The sequence below is a fragment of the Acidobacteriota bacterium genome (assembly GCA_003225175.1).
Classification (GTDB): Bacteria; Acidobacteriota; Terriglobia; order Terriglobales; family Acidobacteriaceae; genus Gp1-AA112.
Genome location: QIBA01000054.1, coordinates 34,753 through 54,103, shown reverse-complemented (window position 1 = coordinate 54,103; position 19,351 = coordinate 34,753). Strand labels below are relative to the sequence as shown.

The 19,351-nt window shown below is 55.4% G+C and carries 16 protein-coding genes; 9 read left to right on the top strand and 7 right to left on the bottom strand.

Annotated elements, in window-relative coordinates:
* Positions 1–45 precede the first annotated feature (45 nt).
* The 3 genes from rpiB to DMG62_15265 form a co-directional block, all read right to left on the bottom strand.
* Positions 46–525: a ribose 5-phosphate isomerase B gene (rpiB, locus tag DMG62_15275; protein ID PYY22086.1), complete on the bottom strand. Its 480-nt coding sequence runs from the start codon at positions 523–525 to the stop codon at positions 46–48.
* The gene (gene tkt / locus DMG62_15270) at positions 522–2,540 is read right to left on the bottom strand and encodes a transketolase (GenBank protein ID PYY22121.1); all 2,019 of its coding nucleotides are present in this window, start codon (positions 2,538–2,540) and stop codon (positions 522–524) included. The genes rpiB and tkt overlap by 4 nt, the downstream gene beginning before the upstream one ends.
* A gap of 410 nt (positions 2,541–2,950) precedes the next feature.
* Positions 2,951–4,075 (bottom strand): (2Fe-2S)-binding protein, encoded by a 1,125-nt coding sequence (locus DMG62_15265; protein ID PYY22085.1) that lies wholly within the window; start codon positions 4,073–4,075, stop codon positions 2,951–2,953.
* A 78-nt stretch (positions 4,076–4,153) separates the two neighbouring features.
* On the opposite strand from DMG62_15265, the gene DMG62_15260 reads away from it, so the two are divergent.
* Genes DMG62_15260 through fsa form a run of 3 tightly spaced genes read left to right on the top strand, consistent with a single transcriptional unit; the run spans position 4,154 to position 6,801 of the window.
* Positions 4,154–5,239, top strand: coding sequence for a hypothetical protein (locus DMG62_15260; protein ID PYY22084.1), 1,086 nt, complete (start codon positions 4,154–4,156; stop codon positions 5,237–5,239).
* Between the two features lie 40 nt (positions 5,240–5,279).
* Positions 5,280–6,128, top strand: a complete 849-nt coding sequence (locus DMG62_15255; GenBank protein PYY22083.1) for a hypothetical protein — start codon at positions 5,280–5,282, stop codon at positions 6,126–6,128.
* A 4-nt stretch (positions 6,129–6,132) separates the two neighbouring features.
* Positions 6,133–6,801 carry a fructose-6-phosphate aldolase gene (gene fsa / locus DMG62_15250; protein PYY22082.1) on the top strand — a complete coding sequence of 223 codons (669 nt, stop codon included), beginning with the start codon at positions 6,133–6,135 and terminating at the stop codon, positions 6,799–6,801.
* 41 nt (positions 6,802–6,842) lie between these two features.
* Here the strand turns inward: fsa and DMG62_15245 are convergent, their stop codons facing one another.
* A complete protein-coding gene (locus DMG62_15245; GenBank protein ID PYY22081.1) occupies positions 6,843–7,991 on the bottom strand; it encodes a glycosyl transferase family 2 in 1,149 nt (382 codons plus the stop codon).
* 234 nt (positions 7,992–8,225) lie between these two features.
* Here DMG62_15245 and DMG62_15240 point away from each other — a divergent pair, with 234 nt between their 5' ends.
* The 6 genes from DMG62_15240 to DMG62_15215 all read left to right on the top strand — a co-directional run bounded on the left by DMG62_15240 (position 8,226) and on the right by DMG62_15215 (position 14,104).
* Positions 8,226–8,711 (top strand): hypothetical protein, encoded by a 486-nt coding sequence (locus tag DMG62_15240; GenBank protein PYY22080.1) that lies wholly within the window; start codon positions 8,226–8,228, stop codon positions 8,709–8,711.
* 339 nt (positions 8,712–9,050) lie between these two features.
* Positions 9,051–9,776 carry a cytochrome C biogenesis protein gene (locus DMG62_15235; protein ID PYY22079.1) on the top strand — a complete coding sequence of 242 codons (726 nt, stop codon included), beginning with the start codon at positions 9,051–9,053 and terminating at the stop codon, positions 9,774–9,776.
* A 90-nt stretch (positions 9,777–9,866) separates the two neighbouring features.
* Positions 9,867–10,418, top strand: a complete 552-nt coding sequence (locus tag DMG62_15230; GenBank protein PYY22120.1) for an alkyl hydroperoxide reductase — start codon at positions 9,867–9,869, stop codon at positions 10,416–10,418.
* A 20-nt stretch (positions 10,419–10,438) separates the two neighbouring features.
* The gene (locus tag DMG62_15225) at positions 10,439–10,960 is read left to right on the top strand and encodes a disulfide bond formation protein DsbC (GenBank protein PYY22078.1); all 522 of its coding nucleotides are present in this window, start codon (positions 10,439–10,441) and stop codon (positions 10,958–10,960) included.
* Between the two features lie 203 nt (positions 10,961–11,163).
* The gene (locus DMG62_15220; protein PYY22077.1) at positions 11,164–13,668 is read left to right on the top strand and encodes an ATP-dependent DNA helicase RecG; all 2,505 of its coding nucleotides are present in this window, start codon (positions 11,164–11,166) and stop codon (positions 13,666–13,668) included.
* 181 nt (positions 13,669–13,849) lie between these two features.
* Positions 13,850–14,104 carry a hypothetical protein gene (locus DMG62_15215; protein ID PYY22076.1) on the top strand — a complete coding sequence of 85 codons (255 nt, stop codon included), beginning with the start codon at positions 13,850–13,852 and terminating at the stop codon, positions 14,102–14,104.
* Between the two features lie 21 nt (positions 14,105–14,125).
* Here the strand turns inward: DMG62_15215 and DMG62_15210 are convergent, their stop codons facing one another.
* From DMG62_15210 to DMG62_15200, 3 genes are all read right to left on the bottom strand, one after another.
* A complete protein-coding gene (locus DMG62_15210) occupies positions 14,126–14,326 on the bottom strand; it encodes a hypothetical protein (protein PYY22075.1) in 201 nt (66 codons plus the stop codon).
* Between the two features lie 80 nt (positions 14,327–14,406).
* Positions 14,407–16,488, bottom strand: coding sequence for an HD family phosphohydrolase (locus DMG62_15205; GenBank protein PYY22074.1), 2,082 nt, complete (start codon positions 16,486–16,488; stop codon positions 14,407–14,409).
* A 194-nt stretch (positions 16,489–16,682) separates the two neighbouring features.
* On the bottom strand, positions 16,683–19,157 hold the full coding sequence (locus tag DMG62_15200) for a hypothetical protein (protein PYY22073.1): 2,475 nt from the start codon (positions 19,155–19,157) through the stop codon (positions 16,683–16,685).
* Positions 19,158–19,351 lie beyond the last annotated feature (194 nt).

Here is a 19,351-nt window from a genome sequence, read left to right as displayed (position 1 = left end):
CGGCTGTGCCACAAAATCCACAAGGAGCCTTCTACTGACAACCGCTTAGTGAATACTGCTTTTCACCGAAACTTTCTTCCCGTACCGCTCCTCAATCGACATCACCTTGTTCAGCCTGCGCTCGTGCCGTTCCTCATGCGTAAACGCGGCGCGCATGTAGTTGTCGACCAATTCCTTGGCTAATGCGACGCCGATTACGCGTGCGCCGAGGACCAGCACATTCATATCGTCGTGCTCCACGCCCTGATGCGCCGAGTAGCCGTCATGGCACAATCCAGCGCGGACTCCGGGCATCTTGTTGGCCGCCACCGACGCGCCCACGCCGCTGCCGCAAATCAGCACCGCACGTTTCACAGTGCCGTCGAGAATGCTCTTGCCCACAGCCTCAGCGAAATCCGGATAGTCGACTGGATCGGTGCTGTTGGTGCCGAGATCAATCACCTCGTGACCCTGTTCGCGCAGATGAGCCGCGACTTCTTGCTTGAGCGGAAATCCGGCATGATCGGCGCCAATAGAGACCTTCATGCTCCCTTGGCTACCTTTCTCGTCAACATTTCCCTGGCTACACTGATGATCGCCTCAGGCGTAAAGCCGAATTTTTTCTGCAACTCTTTCAATGGGGCTGAGGCGCCAAAAGTCTTCATGCCAATGCGTGCACCGGGATTGCGCACGTACTGCGCCCATCCATAAGTGGAAGCCTGCTCGACAGAAATGCGATTCTGCACTGCCGAGGGCAACACGCTCTCCCGGTATTCCTCACTTTGGTGCTCGAAGAGTTCCCACGAAGGCATGCTGACGACGCGCACATTTTCGCCCTCCGCGGTTAACTTTTCGTAAGCCTCGACGCAGATCTGCACTTCGCTGCCAGTGCCGATGATGATCAGCTCCGGCGTTGTCTTCGGATCGCCGGCCAGAACATACGCTCCTTTGGCCACTCCCGAAGCGGGCGCGTACTTCGCGCGATCGAAAGTCACGCAATTCTGACGCGAAAGGATCATCGCCACCGGCTCCGAGGTGAGCTTCATCGTCACCTTCCACGCTTCCGCCACCTCGTTGGCGTCGGCTGGACGGAAGGTGATGAGTCCCGGAATGGCACGAAGCGATGCGAGATGCTCGATAGGCTGATGCGTGGGCCCGTCCTCGCCGACTCCAATCGAGTCATGAGTAAAAATGTGGATTACCGGCAGCTCCATGATCGCGCTCAGGCGAATGGACGTGCGCGCGTAGTCGCTGAAGATCAGGAATTGCGAGCCGAACGGGCGGAGCTTCGAGGTCGAGAGTCCATTGAGAATGGAGTGCATCGAGTGCTCGCGGATGCCGAAGTGCAGATTGCGTCCGCCATAGTTTTCGGCGCTGAAGTCGCCGGCGCCGTCGAAGGTGAGGCGCGTCTTGGTCGATGGTGAGAGGTCAGCCGATCCCCCGATGAGCCAAGGCACGTTCTTCGCAATTGCATTCAGAACCTTTGCTGACGAGTCGCGTCCGGCGAGTCCCTTGGAATCGGCCGGAAAGATGGGAATGTCCTTATCCCAACCATCGGGAAGCTGGCGGCGCTGCATTTTGTCGAGATCACCGGCGAGCTGCAGATATTTCTGGCGGTACTGTTCGAACTTCTGACGCCACCCAAGGCGTGCTTCGCTTCCGCGCTTCCCGATTCCGGACTTGAAGTGGTCTATCACACCGTCGGGCACAAGGAACTTCGCGTCTTCGGGCCAGCCATAATTGCGTTTCGCGAGCTTAATCTCGGCCTCGCCCAGCGGCTCGCCGTGAGCGCCACTGGTGTCCTGCTTGTTGGGAGCGCCGTATCCGATGTGGCTGTCGACGATGATCAGAGTGGGACGGTCTGCGCTCTTCTGCGCGCTACGGAAAGCGCGCTCCAGCATCTCGAGATCATTGGCATCGCCTACGCGGGTGACGTTCCAGCCGTAGCCCATGAAGCGCGTCGCTACATCTTCGCTGAAGGCCAGCGAGGTATTGCCTTCGATGCTGATGTGATTGTTGTCGTAGATCCAGCAGAGGTTCGAGAGCTTCAGGTGTCCAGCGAGCGAAGCGGCTTCGCTGGAGACGCCTTCCATCATGCATCCATCGCCGCATAGCGCGTAAACGCGATAGTTGAACATCTCGAACTCGGGACGGTTGAAGTACGCCGCCTGCCACTTGCCGGCGACCGCCATGCCTACACTCGTCGCCACTCCCTGACCGAGCGGGCCTGTAGTTGTTTCTACTCCGGAAGTCCAGCGATATTCCGGATGTCCGGGACATTTGCTTTCAAGCTGGCGAAAGCGCTTGATGTCATCAATCGTGACAGTCGGCTTGCCGACTTGTTCGTAATTGGAATCGACCGCCTTCACATTGGTGAGGTGCAGGATGGAATACAGCAGCATCGACGCGTGTCCGATGGAGAGCACAAAGCGATCGCGGTTCGGCCAGATGCAGTCTTCGGGATCGAAACGCAGGACGCGATTCCATAAGGTGTAAACCACCGGCGCCATGGCCATCGGTGTGCCCGGATGCCCGGAGTTGGCTTGCTGCACCGCGTCCATGCTGAGCGTGCGGATGGTGTTGACGCAAAGCTGGTCGAGTTCTTTCGAGTCCACGAAGTCCTCCAGGAGCGGTTAAATTGTCCGGGCTTTCGGCGCGGAAATCCTACGCGAAAGTGAGGTTCCCGTCATCTGGCGCGTCCGGAAATGCTCTAACGAGTCCTAACGGGGGTGAGCAGGGCCCGAGATTGTTTGCCGCAGGCCCGTCACTCTATCAAATATCGGGAATCGATGCCCCAAAATCTTGTTCTTACTGCTTTTAAATTTGAGGATGAGAATCGGGAAATCTCGCGGAAGTGACAGGAAAGGGCTTTCGGCAATTCGGCTTTCGGCCACTCGGCATCTTTGTGTCCACCAGAGAGCGGCGAGGCGGCTTACTGGCCGAACGCCGACAGCCGAGCGCCGATAGCCCCCTAGCTACGCCACCTTAAAGTGACCGGGCCAGTCATCGGATGCTGCATTTTTGAGCCTGTTTTCTTCGCCTGAAAGTACGCATTCTTGAGCTGGAAGTACCATTTACCGAGCTTATCGGCGTCATCAATGAGCATTAACGGGGGGTTATAGCGCAGCCCTTCGGCCTGCAATTCCATCGTGGACTGGTCCTGACGGATGAATTTGCGTGCAAATACGTTGAATATAGGCGTTACAAACGGCACCCAGGAGAAGATATTCCACGCCGCAACGAAGTCAATTCGGCTCCGATTCTGGTCAATTGGCGTCACTACAGCGCGGTTAATGACCCAGTGATCGCCGATCCGAATCTGCTCAACCCGGATATTTGGCAGCGTAAACTCGATTGAAGTGGTGACCGAATCGCCATAAAAACGCAGCAATTTGTACGCTCCACTGTTCGCGCTGGGCGTATGAGTGCGTATTCGAAAGCCCATTGGGATGGGTTCAAAGGTCTTTTCCTTGTCGTGAATGCTGCGCCTGGTACGCCACCACCACGACTGATGAACGAACGGACCGTGCGCCGGATCCATTAATCCGATGACTCCATGGTCCACATTGCAGGGCAATTCGGCCGATAAATGGGTGATCTTATGCCTTCCCGGCGGCAGCGGAAGCTCCGGAACCGGCGCTGGATTGGCTGCAGAACTGCGCGATTCGGCCATAAAAACCCATACATATCCGTCCCGTTCCTGGCACGGATAGTGCGTAGCGTGGATCTTTTCTGGCTTTATCTTGGAGTCCGAAGTGAGCGAAGGGATCTCTGTACACGTGCCGGAGTGCACATTGAACTTCCATCCGTGGTAGCAGCATTCGAGGTTTTGACCCTCAATCCGGCCGCAGGAAAGGGGAATTCCGCGGTGTGGACAGATGTCCTTCATGGCGAAAGCATGGCCGTTAGCATCGCGTCCAAGCACCAATGGCTGTCCTAAAAGCGTAGCTTTGACCAGTTTTGTGCCGCGCAAGGCACGACTTAGGAGCGCTGGATACCAGAAATCAAACAGCATTTTGCCCGCCGCAGACGTGTTATCTGCGGTTGCAGCGGGGACTGGCTCCTGAACTTGAACAGGGGATTCCACTGCTTTCATTAGGCAATAGGCGATAGATGATGCGCAATAGGCGATTCAGCTTCGTAGCTGCGAAGCTTTTGGTAGGCTGATTCATTCATGCGCACGACCTCGGCCAAAGGGCTGTGTCTTCCGGCGTTAATGATGGTTTTAGCTTCCGGATGCGGCACTCCGGGGCCTCCGCAGCCGCCTTCATTGAACCTCGCTAAGCCGGTTTCTGACCTCAAAGCCACACGCACTGGCGATCAAATCGCTCTGAGCTGGACAATTCCTAGCGAGACCACAGACGGTGCTTCCTTCACCCATGGCGGACAGACGAAGATCTGTCGCGCTATCAATCAATCGCGAATCGAACAACCAGCACAATGCAATGTGATCGCAACTATTGCTGCTCCAGCAACGCTGAAGACGGCTAACGCGGCCACATCTGTACCCGGGGAAGCTTCTGCTTCGAAGGACTATGTCACGTTCGCCGTTGAGGTCGACAACGACCGTGGACGCAACGCCGGAGTCTCCAATCAGGTGCAGGTTCCCACAGCAGCAGTGTCAAAGCTGAATGGAAATCCAGTCAGTCAGCTCACACCAGACGCAGTGCTGGTGATAGCCAACGTCACTCCCCAAGATGCGGGACTCCCGCAGATGCTCGAACTGCGCCGGAGCGAAAAGGGAGCACCGCAGGAAATCACTGTTACGCGGCGAATGATTGAGTTGCCCTCTGTAGAGGCCGCGAATGTTGAGCTTCGCGATGAGAGCTTTGCGTGGGAAAAGGCTTACGCGTATCGCGTAGTAATTGTCGGATCCATAAAGCTGCCGAACGGCAGCACGGTGGTCTTCGATGGCGCCTCTACAACCCCGATTGACGTCGTGGTCCACGACATTTTCCCACCTGCCGTTCCCACCCAAGTACAAGCCGTATTCTCTGGCCAACTATCAGGGCAGCAACCCTCGATCGACGTCACGTGGAATCCCGTTATGGACCGAGATCTGGCGGGATACTTCATCTATCGACGGCGGGAAAATGAGTCCAATGTTACGAAGCTCAACCAGCAGCCGATCACTGCACCTGCGTATAGCGACAAGGCAATCCAGCCGGGCATCAGATATTTTTATTCAGTCTCTGCCATTGATGAGCGTGGAAACGAAAGCAAGCGCTCCGAAGAAGGTTCAGAGCAGGTCCCGAAGTAGACCATTTTAATTTCATCTCCGCAGACCTTAAGCTGTATGCATGCGCTACTGTAAGTTCCCTACCTCCGACGGCCCGCAATATGGTGAAGTTCAGGTTCAGGGTGGCGAGGATGTAATCGTTCGCCGCATTCCTCCTCCCGAGGAAGATCATGCGTGCATTTTTCGCGAAGAGGAGATGCAGCCGATCCCGCTTAGCGAAGCACACCTGCTGCCTCCGGTAAATCCGTCGAAGATCGTCTGCGTCGGACGCAACTATCGCGAGCACGCCAAGGAGCTCGGCAATGAGGTGCCAGCCGACATTCTCATTTTTCTGAAACCCCCGTCTTCTCTGCTCGCACCCGAGGGCAAGATCGTGATGCCGCAGATCTCGCAACGAGTGGATCACGAGGGCGAGCTAGCCGCCGTGATCGGAAAGAAATGTCGCAATGTGACACAGGGCGAGGCGCTGTCATTCGTTCGCGGCTACACTTGTGCCAACGACGTAACTGCACGCGATCTGCAGAAGAGCGACGGGCAGTGGACGCGAGGCAAAGGATTCGACACATTCTGTCCTGCAGGTCCATTCGTAAGCGATGAGGTCAGCCCCCAGGAACTGGATCTCGAGACTCGCGTGAACCGCCAGATCCGGCAAAAGGGAAACACACGGGATTTCATTTTCCCGCTGCCTGACGTGATCCGTTACATCAGTCGAGTGATGACGTTGCTGCCGGGCGATCTCATTCTTACAGGAACTCCCGCCGGGGTGGGTCCGCTTAAGGCAGACGATCGCGTGGAAGTCAGCATCTCCGGCTTGGGAATTCTTACGAACTTTGTGGTGCCGGAGGAAGGGTTTACGTCATCTGAAATGAAAGAAGCGCTTACCGCATTGAGTGAGGGAAAGAGGCATTAAAGCCATGAAATTCTTTTTAGATACCGCAAACATAAAGGAAATTCGCGAAGGCCAGGAAATGGGCGTTCTCGACGGAATCACTACCAATCCCTCGCTGGTCGCAAAAGAAGGCCGGCCGTTCAAAGAGGGCATTCTCGAAATCTGTAACACAGTAAACGGTCCCGTAAGCGTCGAAGTGACTGCCACGGATCTCGAAGGCATGCTCGAGCAGGGACACACCTACGCCAAATGGCACCGCAATGTGGTGATCAAGTTTCCCAGCACTCGCGAAGGCGTGAAGGCCTGCAAGACTTTCGCCGAGGAAGGCATCAGAGTGAACATGACGCTGTGCTTCTCGCCTACACAGGCCTTGATTGTTGCTAAGGCCGGCGCCACATACGTGAGCCCCTTCGTCGGACGCCTCGATGACATCAGCACAAATGGTATGAATCTGGTGCGCGAGATTGTGCAGATCTACAAAAACTATGGCTTCAACACGCAGGTACTTGCTGCGTCATTGCGCCATCCCATGCATGTCGTCGAAGCGGCAATGGCAGGGGCACACGTTGGCACCATGCCATTCAAAGTTCTGGAGATGATGTTTCATCATCCGCTGACTGACATTGGTCTGGAGAAATTTTCTAAGGATTGGGAGAAAGCGAATTTGAAGGACCTGCAAAAAGCATTGGGGTAGCAGAGTTCATCGTGGAAACGAGTCCGCCGCGGCTGATGTTTCTACGAGGACGGCGGCGGCACATCCTGCGCTCTACCTTTCCACTCGCCACCTTTCCTCCGCCAGTACTTCACTGCCGAGTGAATCGTTGCGTAAACATAAAAAATCGCAGCGAAGGGCAGGGTCACAGTCGAGAGGAGATTAATTCTGTAAAACCCGAGCATGGGCACATAGCTCACGAACATGGCGATACATGCAGCAACTGCGATCCATCCAGCCGTCTTATCGGTCGCGCATACCAGTACAAGAGGAAGCACAAACGTAAGCAGCATGGCGAAGACACAAGCGATCAGCAAGAGCGATGAATGTCGAAGCTGACTGAAGGCAGTGCGCGAAATCATCTCGAGAAGCGTTGAGATAGTCGCATAGCCGCGAATGCTGCGAGTCTCCTGGCTTACTCCCATCCACAATTGTCCTCCAGCTCGCTTTACCCGAGCGGCCAGACTGCAATCGTCGATGATTTCCCCGCGAATGGATTCAAATCCCCCAGCCTTCTCCAAAATCTCAGGACGAATCAGCACACATCCACCTGCGGCGCCTGCTACACTGCTGCGGCGATTAGCGACTCGCGCAGGAGGGTAGAGCAGAAAAAAGAAGTAAACAAAAGCGGGAATTGCAAACTTCTCCGCTAGCGTTTGGCAACGCAATTTCACCATCACTGACACGAGATCGAACAATCCCTGCTCGGCTTGAGTGACAAGACGCGCGAGATTATCGGGTGCATGCTCGATGTCGGCGTCTGTGAGCAGCACAAAGTCTGGATACATCATTCGCGCCGCCTGCAATCCCTGCTGCATTGCCCACACCTTTCCCGTCCATCCAGCGGGCACTGATGAACCGCTGATGACTACCAGCTTTTCAGAAAGGCCCAGTGCACCGGCGGCTGCGCGGGCAGCATTCGCCGTCGCGTCCGTGCTGTTGTCATTTACGACGAACAAACGAACGTCTCCCGCAAACTCCTGGCGCAAAAGTGAGCTTACTGCCCTACTGATAACCTCACCTTCGTTTCGAGCGGGTATCACGATAGCGATTCGCCTCAAGGGGCGACTTGCTGTCCTGGGGAGGTGAAACTTGTCTATGCGCCAGAACTGCGCGTGAACGAGCAGCAGATACTGCCAGATCAGCAAGACAAGAATGGACAATGCGAGCAAGGTGAATGATGAGAATCAGTAAATTCGCGATTTGCAATCGCATAACCGCGAAATCGGGAAATCACAAAATCGAAAAGCCCTGCCAATTGTTCGATTGTCACTCGATAGTAATAGGTACTTCGCTTGATAGGTGGAAATGGCTGGTTCGCGGTAAGCTTAAGTATCCTCCGGTAGCCATCTGCGAACGCTAGGTCTGTTTCGTTTGATTCTGGCCTCTCCGGTCTTGAGGAATTCATGTTGACCGCTCTCCGTCTCTACGTGATTGCCGGCAGTGCACTTGTTCTCGGTGGGCTTGCCGTGCTGCGTTTAGCGACGCGGCGCAAAAAATCTGCAGAGGACCATGAGCGCGAGCGCCGAGAGCTTCTCGACCGCATCGGTCGATTGGTCGATGGCACAGTCATCGATGTGGCGGAACTGAACCCCGACGAGCCGAACGCCTCTCAGCTTCTCATCTACAACTATGATGTCGCAGGCGTCCAGTATGAAGCGTCGCAGGACGTGACGCATCTGCGTCAATACGTCGATCTGCACAACTGCCGCATTGGAGTGCCCACTTCGGTAAAATACGATCCGCAGAACCCCGGAAATTCCATTGTCGTATCGGAACGCTGGAGCGGCTTGCACAGCGGTACGCCGCTGAGGCTCGGAATTGACCGGATGTTCACCGGAGAGCGTCGCCAGCCTCCCCCGTCGCGACATGAGGCGGCTCCTCGCAAGTAGATTTAGGGTTTGGAACGTGGTTCCGGCCGCCCGCCGAAGACAGCCAGAAAATCACCCAGGGATGCTTACCAGCTGCCCCAGCCAAAGCCGTTTGAAACCAGAGATCTTTAGAACGTCGAGCATGGACATTCGTGCAGGAGTACTAGAAGCAGTAGCAGACACTTAAGCCCTCCCGAGGAACAGGAAGTTTCCCAAAACGGGTAAATTCGACCCACATTTTTCAGTCCAAATAGGGCAGGACTGCGTTATTCTCTTGTAGCCTTTTTCGGTCGCGGAGTACAAATCATAGCCCAGGATTGGACTAGCCCCGGAGTTCAGTCTTGTAGAATTGCGCCTAGCATGCAGAGTCTCCCATTGGCGTTAGCTGCCTTCGTTGCGGGACTTGCCTCGTTTCTTTCGCCCTGCGTGCTCCCACTCGTCCCAGGTTATATCTCGCTTATCTCTGGAGCTTCGGTGGATGAGCTGCAGAGTCAGCTGGGCGCCAGCCGTATGAAGGCGGTCATGGTGAACTCCCTGACTTTCATCGTGGGGTTTACTGTCGTTTTCGTGATGCTTGGCGCCGCCGCGACTTCAGTCGGCCACGTGCTGCGCGAGTACAAGGGTTTAATGGGCCAGATCGCAGGAGCGATCATCATCATATTTGGGCTTCATCTCACGGGTATTCTCAAGATCAGCGCGCTTTATGCGGATAAGCGCATGCACACGGTCGGCACCGGCAAGAGCGCCTGGGGATCGTTCCTCGTCGGCTTCGCCTTTGCCTTCGGCTGGACACCCTGTATTGGACCAATTCTAGCGGCCATCCTTGCGATCGCCGCGTCTCAAAAAACAGTTTCAAAAGGAATCTTACTGCTGGCGATCTACTCCATGGGACTGGCTGTGCCGTTCATACTCACATCACTTGGAATCGAGAGATTTCTAGCCTTCTACAACCGCTTTCGGCGGCATCTACACGCAGTAGAAGTAGCCAGCGGAGTGCTTCTGATCGTCATTGGAGCCTTGTTTGTCACTCGCCATTTCGGGGTCCTTTCTGGTTACCTTGGCTTCCTGAACCGCTTTGCACTCTGAAGGCGAAATTGAGATGATTTCATTGGGGGTATCTAATCTGTGAAACGTAATGCTGTCGCCATTGTCGTGCTGGCCCTAGTTGTAGCTGTAATGATCTTTGCCGGGGTTAGAAACTCAAGTAGATCGAAGGTCTCGCCTTTGATTGGCAATCCCGAACCGATCTCTTCAGCCGAGGCGAAAGGCAAACAGGCCCCCGACTTCGCTTTACAGGACCTACAGGGTAAGCAGGTGAAGCTCTCCGACTTTCGAGGCAAGGCCGTGCTCCTTAACTTCTGGGCGACGTTCTGTGGCCCCTGCAAAGTCGAAATGCCCTGGCTAGTGGAGCTGCAGAAGCAATATGGGCCTCAGGGATTGGAGATCTTGGGCGTCGCACTGGATGATTCCGGGAAGGATGCAATCGAGAAGTTTGCGAAGGGAATGGGCGTGAATTACACCATCCTGCAAGGACAAGATGCGGTGGGCGATGCATATGGCGCCGTTGGTCTCCCAGCTACGTACTATATCGACCGAAACGGCAAGATCATCGATTCAGCTTTGGGACTCGTAAGCCGCAGCGAAATCGAGAACAACATCAAGAAGTCCTTAGCTGAAAACAGGTCGGAAGCAGAAACGGCCAGTGGCCGGGTGAAGGCAGCGTCCTGAAGGCGCTGAGCGGAACCCCAATGAAAAGGCTTCTCTTCGTACTCACAATTCTTTGCTTGCCATTGCTGGCTGCAGAAGCGCCGCGTGTTTATGTGAGCTTCGAGGGCGCGTCGCCAACAACCGTCACTCCTGGGAAGCCAACCGATGTGGAGCTGCACTTCAAAGTCAAGGAAGGCTTCCACGTGAACTCCAATCAGCCGAAATCGGAATTGTTGATCCCAACCACATTGAAGCTTGAGCCGCCCACCGAGCTTGCGGCCGGAAGTATTACCTATCCTGCCGGCAAGGACTTGAGTTTTCCTTTCGACCCGAGCGAGAAACTCAGCGTCTATTCGGATGACTTCACCGTCATGGCCAAACTGAGCGCCGCGAAAACGGCGAGTGTGGGGAGCTTCACTGTCCACGGCCAGCTCAGATATCAAGCTTGCAGCGATAATGCCTGCTACCCGCCGAAGAGCGTTCCCGTGCAGTTTGACGTCCAAGTTGTCAATCAGGCGAAAGGCGCACGCGGAAGTACTCCGCCAAGTCAGCACATAAAGTAAATCGGGTGATAGCGTCATCGAGTGAAATAAAACCAAGAATCTAACTTAGTGTCATCCCGAAACGAAAGTGAGGGATTTGCTGTTCAGTGGGACGCCGAGAAAACAGATTCCTTGCGCAAAAACAGGCGCTCGGAATGATTGTATCCATCGAGGCGGTTTTTACTTCACCACCCGATTCTTCTTCCCCTCCATGATTAAATATTTTGTCCTTCATGCTTGAACTCCACACCCCGCTCCAATATGTGAAAGGCATCGGTCCCCGTGCCGCGTCCATTCTTGGCGAAAAGGGGATCTCCACCGTTGAGGACCTGCTCTACCATTTGCCTTTCCGCTACGAGGACCGCGCGAATCCTCGCGAAATTTCGGAATTACGCGTTGGTGAGTTCGCCACCATCATTGCGGAAGTGCGTAATTCCCACCTGTACCGCACCAAAAGCGGAATCCCTATTTTTGAACTCGTCGTTGGTCAAGGAATGAAGACGATCGTGTGCACGTGGTTTCACGGTTCCTACCTTCGCGATCGCTTCAAAGCCGGACAGATGCTGGCCTTGTACGGCAAGGTAGAAGAAGGATGGGGAAAGTTCTCTAAAACCCGATTCCAGATCATGCAGCCTCAGGTCGAAGTTCTCGGACAAAACGAAGACGAACCGGAAAGCCTGATCGAAGAACGCCTGGAGCAGTCGGTCGAGATAGGCCGGATCGTTCCCGTCTATGAAGCGATCGGGAAGCTGAATTCGCGCTGGTTTCGCAATGTGCTTCATCGCGTAGTGCAGGAACTCTCTCCCAACATTCCCGACGGCATCCCTCCTGGCGTACGCGAACAGATGCAACTTACGTCGCGGCGCGATGCGTTTCAGCAAGTTCACTTTCCCGAGCTGGGAGAAAGCTTCGCCAATCTGGAAGCGCGCGCCACGCCGGCACATCGCCGCCTCATCTTCGAAGAATTGTTTTTTCTGGAGGTCGGGCTCGAACTCAAGCGCCGCAATTTGCGCCGCCGCACCGGAATCAGTTTCCAATTAACCGATCGCGTGCGGGAGTCCATTAAACGGTTTCTACCGTTCAGACCTACAGGCGCCCAGAAGAAGGTGCTGGGTGAAATCGCAAATGATATGCAAACGCCGGTTCCGATGCGGCGCCTGCTGCAAGGAGATGTCGGATCAGGAAAGACTTTGGTGGCGCTCGAAGCAGCCGTCATTGCGATCGAGAACGGTTATCAGGCTGCCTTCATGGCCCCGACCGAAATCCTTGCTACACAGCACTATCTCGGTGCGCGCAAGCTGCTGGAGGAGCACGGCTATCGCGTTGTGTTGTTGACCGGATCGCTGGAGGAAGACCGAAAGCGGGCAACGCGTCGGCACATCGCTCAGGGCAACGCCCAGCTCGTAATCGGCACGCACGCGCTCATTGAAGAAAAAGTAGAATTTGCCAAATTGGGACTGATCGTGGTCGACGAACAGCATCGCTTTGGCGTAATGCAGCGCTGGCGCTTGATGCGGAAGCCAAGTGATAACTCACCGGCCGATAGTCAACAGCAGCTTCCCACGCAGATGAAGCCAGATTCAAAGGATAAACGCAGATCTACTTCCGGTGTAACTTCGCCCGATGACCCGATCACCCGATCACCCGATATTTATGAGCCCGATGTGCTCGTTATGACTGCGACCCCGATTCCGCGCACTCTCGCTCTTACGCTTTATGGCGATCTTGACGTCAGCATCATCGACGAACTTCCACCGGGACGTACTCCGATCACTACGCGCTCGATTTCCGACGAACGTGCCCCTGAAGTTTGGGATTTCGTGCGCAAGCAAGTGGCGCTAGGGCGGCAAGCCTATGTCGTCTATCCAGTGATTGAAAGCGCCGGAGAGGAAGGTGATCTGTTAGCCCGTGACGTAAACGAACAAGAAGCCGAAACTTCGGGCACAGTCACTCGGCGAGGAAACGCCAGAACGCAAGCCTCGGCGCAAAGACGATTCGCAACCAGGCGTCCCGGTGCTATCGATCCGCGAGCACCGGGTTCCGCTCGGGAGCTCGCGCGTCTCAGACAGACGTCCTTCAAGGGCATGCCAGAGCCAACCCCAACACGGAATGTCAGCCTGAAGTCCGCCACTGATATGTATGAGGAGCTTCGGAAGAATATCTTTCCGGACCTGCGCATTGCGCTGTTGCATGGTCGGCTCTCTTCGGACGAGAAAGAGCTGGTCATGGCGCGCTTTCAGCGCGGGGACATTAACGTCTTGGTGGCGACGACTGTTATAGAAGTGGGAGTCGATGTACCGAACGCGACAGTAATGGTAATCGAGCACGCCGAGCGTTTTGGCCTCTCCCAGCTTCATCAATTGCGCGGGCGCATTGGCCGAGGCTCACACAAGTCCTACTGCGTGCTCATGACCGGCGGCAAGATCACCCCACAAGGAGTGCAGCGGCTCGACGCCATGCTGCGCACGCAGGATGGGTTCGCGATCGCCGAGCTTGACCTCGAACAACGCGGGCCGGGAGAATTCTTTGGCACGAAGCAGGCGGGAGCTCCAAGCTTCCGTGCCGCAAACCTGATTCGGGATCGCAAACTCCTCGAACTGGCTCGGGCCGAGGCTCAACGCGTCGTCGAAGAAAAAGGCCTTCCCATTTCCAAAATGGATCGCAATACGATGATGTTCCATCTCAAGACGCATTGGCAGCGACGGTATGGTTTAGTCGAGGTTGGGTAGCGGTCCGCTCATATCAGCAAGTAAGTGCGAAGCATCGCGGAGATGCTTCGCCCAGCAGAGAGGCTCAGGATAAGAGAAGTAGATGAGCCTCGAATGGCTACTCTTTACAAATTCCTTACGCGCTCTTGACCTGCTGCTTACGGACTGCGCGGTGAAATAAGGTGTGATTCCCGACTCCCTCATGCATGCCGGCGTGCTGGTCGACCTGGGCCTGGCTACGGTATGCTTTGCGATTCTCGCACTCGGTATCTGGATTTGGCGCAATCCTGAAGCCTTCTGGAATGAGTTCAATCCCTACTTGAAGCCTCACCGTAGTTTCACCCTCAGCCTTGGACGAGTGATCGGCTCACTCTGGAGCTTCGGAGCCGTTTTGGGTTGCATTATCACAATAGGTAATGCTGTCCGAGATGGGGTGCATCATCACTGGTTGAAGTGAACAGGGCGTTGCCTGCTGCGATCAGAATCTCCTCGCAGCCTTCCGTGATTGGCCTGGGGCATCGTAAACGCTCTGCTGCTCTTCCTCAGAATCGTCCGTCTCCCATAGCGCAGAAAAAATCTTGTAGATGCACGCAGGAATCGTGAGAAGCATCAACACTGCCCCTGCGAACCAAGCAAAGGTAAGCAGTCGCGAGAAGAAATGGGTTAAAGCATCCCACATGACGGGGGATTATGACAGAAGAGCCTGTTCGTTACTAGCTACTTGGCTGTGAGCGGAGCGCTGGAGTGGAATCCAGCTTCTCAGTACCGATGCGGTTCAACCTTCCACTTCTGATAAACCTTCGCATCGAGAAAGACTTGGAAGAGCGCTGCGTCGAGCTCGCCATCCTTTACCGCATATCGCAAGATTTCCAGGGCGCGTTCCAAGTCTACAGACTTCTTGTAAGGACGATCGGCCGCGGAGAGCGCGTCAAAGATGTCCGAGATCGTCATCATGCGCGTCTGCACCGGGATCTCCGGCGCTGAGAGCTTATACGGATAGCCCAAGCCGTTGAGCTTCTCGTGATGACCGCGAGCGATTTCGGGAATGTTGCGGATCTCGGAAGTCCAGGGAATCTGCTGTAGGAAATTGAACGTGTGGACCACGTGCGACTCGATCTGCAGGCGCTCGTTTTCGTCAAGCGAGCCTTTGCGAATTGAGAGCAGGCGTACTTCATCCGGAGTGAGCAGCGGCTTCTCTTCGCCTTCGAAATCACGATAGTGACGCGCAGCGATGTCAAGCAGCTTCTCGAAATTTCCTTCCGGCAGCACGGTTGGTTCGTCGGATTTGAGGACAACCGAGAAAAAGCGATCTGCCTCCTCCAGCTGTTTCTTCAATTGCTTATCGAAGGTACCCAGCTTCGCCAGATACTCTTCCCGGCCTTTCTCGAGAACATAGTCTAAGCGTTGCTGCAGCTTCTCAGCCTGCATCGAGCGCTTCACAAATTCGAAGCGTTGCTTCACTAACTCAAGTTGCGCGGGGTAAAGCTTTTTTGCCTTGACCAGCACTTCCTCGCGCACGCCAACTTTGCCGAAGTCGTGCAACAACGATGCGTAGCGAATCTCGCGCATCTCTTCGCGCGTAAAGCGCAAGTCGGCATACGGGCCGGTTTCGATGCGTTGCACCGCCTCGGCGAGTGCGACTGTCAGGTTTGCAACCCGGAACGAGTGGCCTGATGTCGTGGGATCGCGAGCCTCAATCGCAATAACCGAAGCGCGCACAAAGCCCTCGAAGAGCCGCTGGATCGATTCGTATAATCTGCTGTTTTCGACTGCGACCGCGGCCTGGCTGCCGAGGGATGCGACGATGTCCTGCTGCCGGCCGTTGAAAGAAACCACCTGTTCGTCCACGGCAGTGAGGGAATCGAGTTTGACCTTGCCGTCGCGCTTCGCATTGATCAACTGCAGCACGCCGACAATGTGGTCCTTCTGATCCCGAAGTGGTACCGCCAGAATTGACTTGGTGCGGTATCCAGAGTCCTCGTCGAACTTGCGGTTGATGCTGTAAGGAATTTCGGGAGTGATGTGGTACGCGTCTTCAATGTTGACGATTTCTCCGGTAGCTGCAACGTAACCGGCGATGGACTTGTGGTTAATTTCGATTGTCGATTCCCTAAAGGGGATCGTGATGGAATCGTTCTGCGCCAGCTTGAAATGTAGACGCTTTTGCTTCAGCTCTTCCTCTTCTTCTTCCTTGACCAGCGCGGCAGCGGGCAGTCCGCTGGTCCCGTCGGCATTGAGCGGCAACATCGCGTGATGGGGCGCAAGAGGCTTTTCCTGCTGCTGCGCTGACTCGACCAGGTAGAGTGAACCGGCATCGGCGTTCGTGATGTGCCGACTCTTGGTGAGAATTAGTTCGAGCAGGCGATCGAGGTGATGCTCGGCTGAGAGCGCTGCGCCGATCTTGTTCAGCTCCTGGATCTCGCGAGTGACTCCGCGCAGCCGCTCATTGATTTGTTCACGGACGTGTATCAGGTGGATGTGATCGAGAGCGTTATCGATCGTGCGTTCTAACAACTCGTGAGGCGTATTCGCGGGCAAGTAGGCATAAACAAGCGCGTCGAGCCGCGGGTCATGAAAACGATGGCCGGTAAGCGCAATCAGCCGGAAGGATGGTTTGCGAATCTCTTCGTAGAAGCGGAGCAGCAGCGATTCTTCACCGCTGATTACGATTCGTTCCACATCTGCCGGGAGCTTGAGAGCGCTCTCGAAGGCGATAGGCCGATAGCGAGGTATGTCGACCAGATTGCGCCGTATTTCGATCTCTTCGTCGAAGAACACCAGCAAAGGCAGGACGCGAAGCGTCGAAGTTGCCGCCGGCTTGGTCATCGAGCTGGTGGACATACCTGTGCTCTGGGCCGCGGATTCCGCCGCTAAAGCCTCAGCGATCTCCTCACGGCCGCTGTGGGGTTAAGCCAGAAAGTGCGGTTACTATAGCATGGGCAGAACTGCGGTTACCTTGCGCCCAGAACCATAGGAGCTTCCATTAAAGTCGCGCATACAGGCTGCATCGTTAGGATTCAGAGTGGGAATCGCGCTTATTCGTGCCGCAATGCCACCATGGGATCAACCTTGGCAGCCCGCCTGGCGGGTAGATAGCAAGCCGCCAGCGCCACTGCCGCCAGCGATGCGGCGGTAGCAAACATCACGAAGGGGTCGCTGGGATGGACTTGATGCAACAATCCAGAGAGCAGTCGCCCGGCGACCAGGGCGGCAACTAGTCCGGCAACAAAGCCAAATCCAGCCAAACGCATTCCCTGTTTGAGTACAAGCGACAAAACATTGCCTCGACTTGCTCCCAAGGACATGCGAATGCCGATCTCGCGAGTGCGCTGCGTCACCAGGTACGACAAGACGCCATAGATGCCGACAGCGGCAAGCAGCAGCGCAAGTCCGGAGAAGAGACCTACAAGTAAGGCTAGAAATTGCTGTCCGCTGGCGTGTTCGGCAATGACATCGTTCATAGTCCGCACTCCGAACAGGGGTAGGGCTGAATCAGTCTCTGCCAGAGCGTGCCGAACTTCCGAAGTTACATCCAGCGATAGCCTTGAAGTGTGCACCACCACATACAAGTACTGTGAACCGTCGAAGGCAGTGTAGGCCTCTGGATAGGGCCGGCTTGTAATGCTGTGTTGTTTCACATCACCTGTGACGCCTATCACCTGATACCAGGGACCATCCTTGTTACCGCGCGCAAACATCTGGCCGATAGGATTCTGATCAGGCCAGAACTCTCGCACCATCTCCTGATTGACCACTGTGGGAATCGTGATTCCATTGCTCTGCTCGGGCGTAAGTTTCCCACCTGCCTTGTAGATTGGCGCGACGCGCTCATCAAGCGCGAATTGACTGTTCACGTCTTCTTCAGTGAACGTCCTGCCCTGAAGTAATGGAATTCCCATCGCTTTGAAATAATCCGGCGAAACGGCATGACTTTCGACGAGCGGCCCGCTCATAGGATGAAAGGGCTGGCCACGAAGAGAGATATAACCGTTACTTCCTCCTTCAAGGGGCATTCGCGTGCTGAGCGCAGCTGATTCCAGCCCGGCAATGCTTTTCACCCTGTCCAATAAGGATTGTGCGACATTGAATTGAGGCTGGTTTTCTTTGTACTTAGCATCGGGGAGAGAGATAACGGCGGTCCAAACACCCTCTGGACGCACGCCAATATTGTTGCTGCGCAGCCTTACGAAATCTTTTAGAAGCAGCCCTGCGGAAATCAGGAGCAGAAGCGAGAGCGCGACCTCGCCAATAACCAACGTATCGCTGACGGAGCGACGTTTGCGGCCGGGACTCACAGCGCCCCCGGCTCCGCCCTTGAGTTCTTCATAAAAACTCGGACGGGAAATCTGCAATGCAGGCACGATTCCGAAGACGATTCCGGTAATGAGTGCCAGTACCAAAGTGAAACCGAGCACTGCGGGGTTCACTTCGATCACGTTCGCTGCAGGGAGTCCCAAGTGCTTCAGAGAGGTAATGACTCTTACTCCGGCCCATGCCAGCAGCAGACCGGCAATGGCTCCTGCACCCGCCAGCAAAATACTTTCGGTGAGCACCTGTCGCATCAGACGAGTTCGTCCCGCGCCAAGCGCGCCGCGTATGGCCATCTCCCTTTGCCGAGCGACTGCCCGCGAGAGCAACAGGTTGGCGATATTGGCACAGGCGATCAGAAGTACGAGGGCAACCGCCCAAAGCATCATTAGCAACGAACTGCGCGATTCGCCCACCATGTCTTCGTGTAACTCAACCAGCGAGGCGCCCACTTTGTGATTCGAATCTGGATATTGCTGCTCCAGCCGGCTGGCGATCACCGACATCTCCGATTGCGCCTGCTGCAGCGAGACACCGGGCCTGAGCCGCCCGAAAGCCCGAAATGAGTGACTACCACGCTGGCCGAGGCTCTTGCTGTCCATGTCTTGCGGAATCCAAAGCTGAGCTTCAGACGGAAAATGAAAGCCGGCGGGCATTACACCAATGACACTGTACTTTTCCCCATTTAACTCGACATCGCTCCCGAGGATCTTCGGGTCTCCACCGAAATGACTTTGCCAAAGTCCATAGCCGAGTATCAGCACATGATCGTGATCCGGCTCATCTTCCGCCGCAGCCCAGGTTCTTCCGAGCAGGGGACGCGCTCCCAGCAGCGAGAAGAAATTCGATTCGGTGGGAACACCCATTACGTGGTCAGGTTCGCCGCGTCCGCTCAGGTTCATCGAGTGAGCCCAGCTGATGAGCGTCATGTCCTGAAAGCTGTGATTCTGCGTTTTCCAGTCCAGAAAATCCGGCCCTGTGAACGGATAGTTGCCCGGCGCCGCCTCAGTTTCGTACAGGCGGACCAACTGCCCCGGCTTTTGATAGGGCAAGGGACGCAATAGAGCTGCGTAAATGATGCTGAAGATGGCCGTGTTTGCGCCGATTCCCAACGCCAACGTCAGGATTGCAATCAGTGCAAAACCGGGAGCCCGGCTCAGGCCGCGAAGGCCATATCGAACATCCTGGGCGAGAGTGTCCATTGCCCCTCCTGAAACAAGCTCTTAGACGTCCGGCATCGAGGATGGTTAGGCATGCTAAAGTGGCTCCGGCCGATCTCGGCCAGTCCACGGGCGACATCACAAGAACAGCGATTCAGGACCCCTTTTATGCTGGTCCTACCGTCACTTTCCAGAATTCTTGCAATCCCATCGCACTAAAGTCAGCAAGCCGCCAT